This window comes from Capnocytophaga sp. oral taxon 329 str. F0087 (assembly GCF_000213295.2).
GTDB classification, from domain to species: domain Bacteria; phylum Bacteroidota; class Bacteroidia; order Flavobacteriales; family Flavobacteriaceae; genus Capnocytophaga; species Capnocytophaga leadbetteri_A.
The window spans coordinates 1-3,703 of sequence record NZ_KN390067.1 but is presented as its reverse complement, the minus strand read 5'-3'; the positions used below and the strand labels follow the sequence as shown (position 1 = coordinate 3,703).

Here is a 3,703-nt window from a genome sequence, read left to right as displayed (position 1 = left end):
ATAACAACATTATTGGAATCGATACAATAATTTGACTTGTAACATCCGGAGGGGTAATGACAGCAGCTATTATCAGTACTACTATTACGGCGTGTTTGCGATATTTGCGCATAAAATCTGGATTTACTACCCCCAATTTTGTCAGAAAATAGATAACTATCGGAAGCTCAAATATTATGCCACACGAAATAACTGACGAACGCACTACTGAGATATACGAATCAATGTCTATTTGGTTTTTCACCTCTGGACTAACTGAGTACGAACCTAAAAAATTAACTGACAATGGAGTTATAAGGTAATAACCAAATAATACTCCTATGAAAAAAAGTATAGAAGCTATTAGTATAAAGCCTCGTGCTAACTTCCGTTCATTATCATATAGCCCCGGACTGATAAATCTCCATACTTCATAGAGAACATAAGGGAATGCTACTATTACTCCTGTCCAAATTGATGTCCAAATATGAGCCGAAAACTGACCCGCCATTGTTCTACTCTGAATAGTAAAAGGTAGGTGCTCTGCACAAAAATCACTCTCAAAATTAAACCAATGACCAACTTTGCAAAACATTTGATAAGTAAAAAAATCTCCGTTTTTTGGAGCAAAAAGAAGAGCAAAAATGTAGTCTTTAAACACAAAAGCAATCACGGCTACTACTAATACCGCTACAGCTGAGCGTATTATATGCCATCGAAGCTCCTCCAAATGGTCTAAAAAAGTCATTTCTCCTTCCGATACTTTCATCAGTTTTACGTATTAATATGGTTTTCTATTCGCTAATTAGCTAATCAACTTTTTCCGTTGCAAAGATAGTATTTTTTTCGTAACTATTCAAAAAGAGACTACCTGAAAAAGTTAAACTCATTAACTTTTTTTAGATAGTCTCTTTGTTTTTATTATAAAATAATGGGTATCATTACTAGTGGTTAGTCCATGCTTACGATTATGAACTCACTTCGACGGTTTGCTTGGTGTTCCTCATCTGTACAAGGCACTCCGTTAGAGCAACCGTTTACTAATTGAGTTTCTCCATAACCTTTAGCCGTCAAACGTTTGCGTTCTATACCTTGTTTTACTATCCATTCGAGGGTAGCTTTAGCACGGCGGTCAGAAAGTTTAAGGTTATATGAGTCAGCACCACGGCTATCAGTATGCGAACGTATATCAATCTTCATCTTCGGATTTTCACGCATTACTTCTACTATCTTAGCAAGCTCAACAGCTGCATCAGGTCTAATATCTGATTTATCTAAGTCAAAGTAAATTTCTTTGATATTTAATACTTTAGCTAAGTCAACATCTTTATCAATAGCAATTTCGCGTGGTTTAATCATAAATTCGTAGAATACATCTCCTTCTACACTCAAATCTACTTTTACCTCAGTTGTTACATAATCACCTATTTCAGCACGTAAGTAGTAGTAAAGGTCTTTACAGTCTACTTTCTCAAAGGCAAACGAACCATCTGCTTTTGTCTTTTGACGTGCCACCTCTTTCATAGTCTTATCTGAAAGAACTATTACTCCATCAGCTATTACATCATTTTTCTCAGAGTCTTTTAACACCCCTTTAATCATTTTTTCGCAGTCGAATACCAATGGTTTTTCTTCATAAAAACTATAGATATCATCTCTACCTTTTCCTCCTGGGCGATTAGAACTAAGGAATCCAACCTTAGTATCACTATCCATTACAAAGCAGAAATCATCATCAGCACTATTACCCGGTCTACCTATATTGATTGGTTTTGAAACAGTACCATTTTCATAGAATTTTACAGCAAAAATATCTAAGCCTCCTAAACCTGGTATACCGTCAGAAGAATAGTACAATACATTATTCTTAGAAATAAAAGGGAAAGACTCTCTACCTGGGGTATTAATTATATCTCCTAAATTTTCAGGAGTACCATATTGATTATCACCCAATATTTCTACTCTATAAATATCTGATTCCCCTAAGCTACCTTTCATATCTGAAGCAAAGTACAAAAACTTCTCATCTGGACTAAGAGCAGGATGTGCTATATTATAATCATCGCTATTAAAAGGAAGTTCTACTACATTTCCCCACTCACCATTACTATCCTTAGTAGCACGAAGTATCTTCAACAAAATAGTATTTTCAAAATCTGTACCTACCTTACGATTTACATAGTTATTACGAGTGAAATACATAGTATTACCATCTTTGGTAAAAACTGCTGTAGATTCATTAAAAGGAGTATTAACAGTAGTAGAAAAGAATTTCTTGTTAGAAAGATTCTGTTTATCACGATCTGCCATATACAAATCGTAATAACTTTCTCCTGTCCATTGCGAAACGCCTCCTTTTGAAGTTTTACCACTATTAGCAGCTGTAAACACTACTTTATCTCCATATAAGGCTGTACCATATTCTGAAAACTCTGTATTAATAGATACAGGATGCAGTTCTAACCTTCCTGAATTACCTTGAATAACCTCTTGATAATCCTTATTTTCCTCAAATAATACAGCACGAGTATCAGCATTACCTGTCAATTCAGCAAACTTATTCATCATTTTATCAGATTCGTCATACCTACCTACTGATTTCAAAGCTTGAGCATAACGGTAGTAATACTCAGGTTTTACATTATACTTCCCTTCCTCAAAAAGTTGTTCATACCATTGCAAAGCATTCTTATACTCTGCTTTATAGTAATAGGAGTTTCCCAAACTCTCGAGCATCTCCTGATTAACATAGCCTTGTTTAGCTATTTTTTCGTAGATTTTAATAGCATCAACATACGCAAAATTCTTGTACATCTCATTAGCTTTCTGCAGTTCGCGCTCGTGCTGCGCAAATAGCAGAGATGTAGTACATAAGAATGCTAATGTAAAATTTAAAAACTTCATATCTAATTAACAATTAATAATGTTAGCAATAAAAATAATTAGAAGAATCGAGGGGATACGATTTTCTTATAGGTTTTAACAAGTTCGTAACGCAAGAATATCTCGTGTGAACCTGAGTTGTATTTTGATAATTCGGTAGTTTCGTAGTCATAACCATAGCCTATAAACCAACGATCATTAGCTTGGAAGCCCGCCATTATACTAACTGCCGCATCCCAACGGTAAGCTGCCCCTATGACAAACTTTTCATTGAACATAAAGTTAAGCGAGCCATCTACTTGCAATGGTGCTCCAAAAGAAGCTTTAGTAAGTACTGCTGGCTTAAACTTCACATTATCTGATAGGTTAAACACATAACCCCCGATAAAATAGAAGTGTTGTGAATTTTTAAGCACTGATACCGATTGGTCTTTATAATGGGTAGTTTCTAACATATTAGGCACTGAGAAACCAAGGTAAAACTTATTAGTATACCAATATACTCCTGCCCCTATATTAGGAGAAAATACACTTTCAGTACCCGCTAAGGTAACATCGGTATTATCTTGTTTGCGCAACTCATCGTAGTCTATCTGAAACAAACTACCAGAGCCTACAAGTCCGAAAGCTAATTTAGAATTTTCAAAATTCAATGTATACGATACATCAACTGCTAATTCTGTTTGTTTTTGAGGCCCGATGCTCTCGCGGAAAATACTTCCTCCTAAGCCTACATTGCGTAGGTTTTCCATCGGTTGGTGATAGCTAATGCTACCATTAGTAGGTGCCCCTTTGATGCCTACCCATTGGGTACGAAACATACCAAAGAAACTTCCTACCT

General features: G+C 35.5%; 3 protein-coding genes. All 3 read right to left on the bottom strand.

Translation table 11 applies throughout. From position 1 onward, the window contains the following. On the bottom strand, nt 1-748 hold a 748-nt coding region (tatC, locus tag HMPREF9074_RS11050), incomplete at its 3' end, for a twin-arginine translocase subunit TatC (RefSeq protein ID WP_034540831.1). 182 nt (nt 749-930) lie between these two features. Further along, on the bottom strand, nt 931-2,883 hold the full coding sequence (locus tag HMPREF9074_RS11045; RefSeq protein WP_009391141.1) for an OmpA family protein: 1,953 nt from the start codon (nt 2,881-2,883) through the stop codon (nt 931-933). 38 nt (nt 2,884-2,921) lie between these two features. Then, nucleotides 2,922-3,703 (bottom strand): PorP/SprF family type IX secretion system membrane protein (locus HMPREF9074_RS11040; protein WP_034540829.1); only part of this gene is annotated, 782 nt, incomplete at its 5' end.

Coding starts and splice junctions, on each gene's coding strand:
- HMPREF9074_RS11045 (WP_009391141.1), bottom strand. CDS start 2,883: ATGAAGTTTTTAAATTTTACATTAGCATTCTTATGTACTACATCTCTG.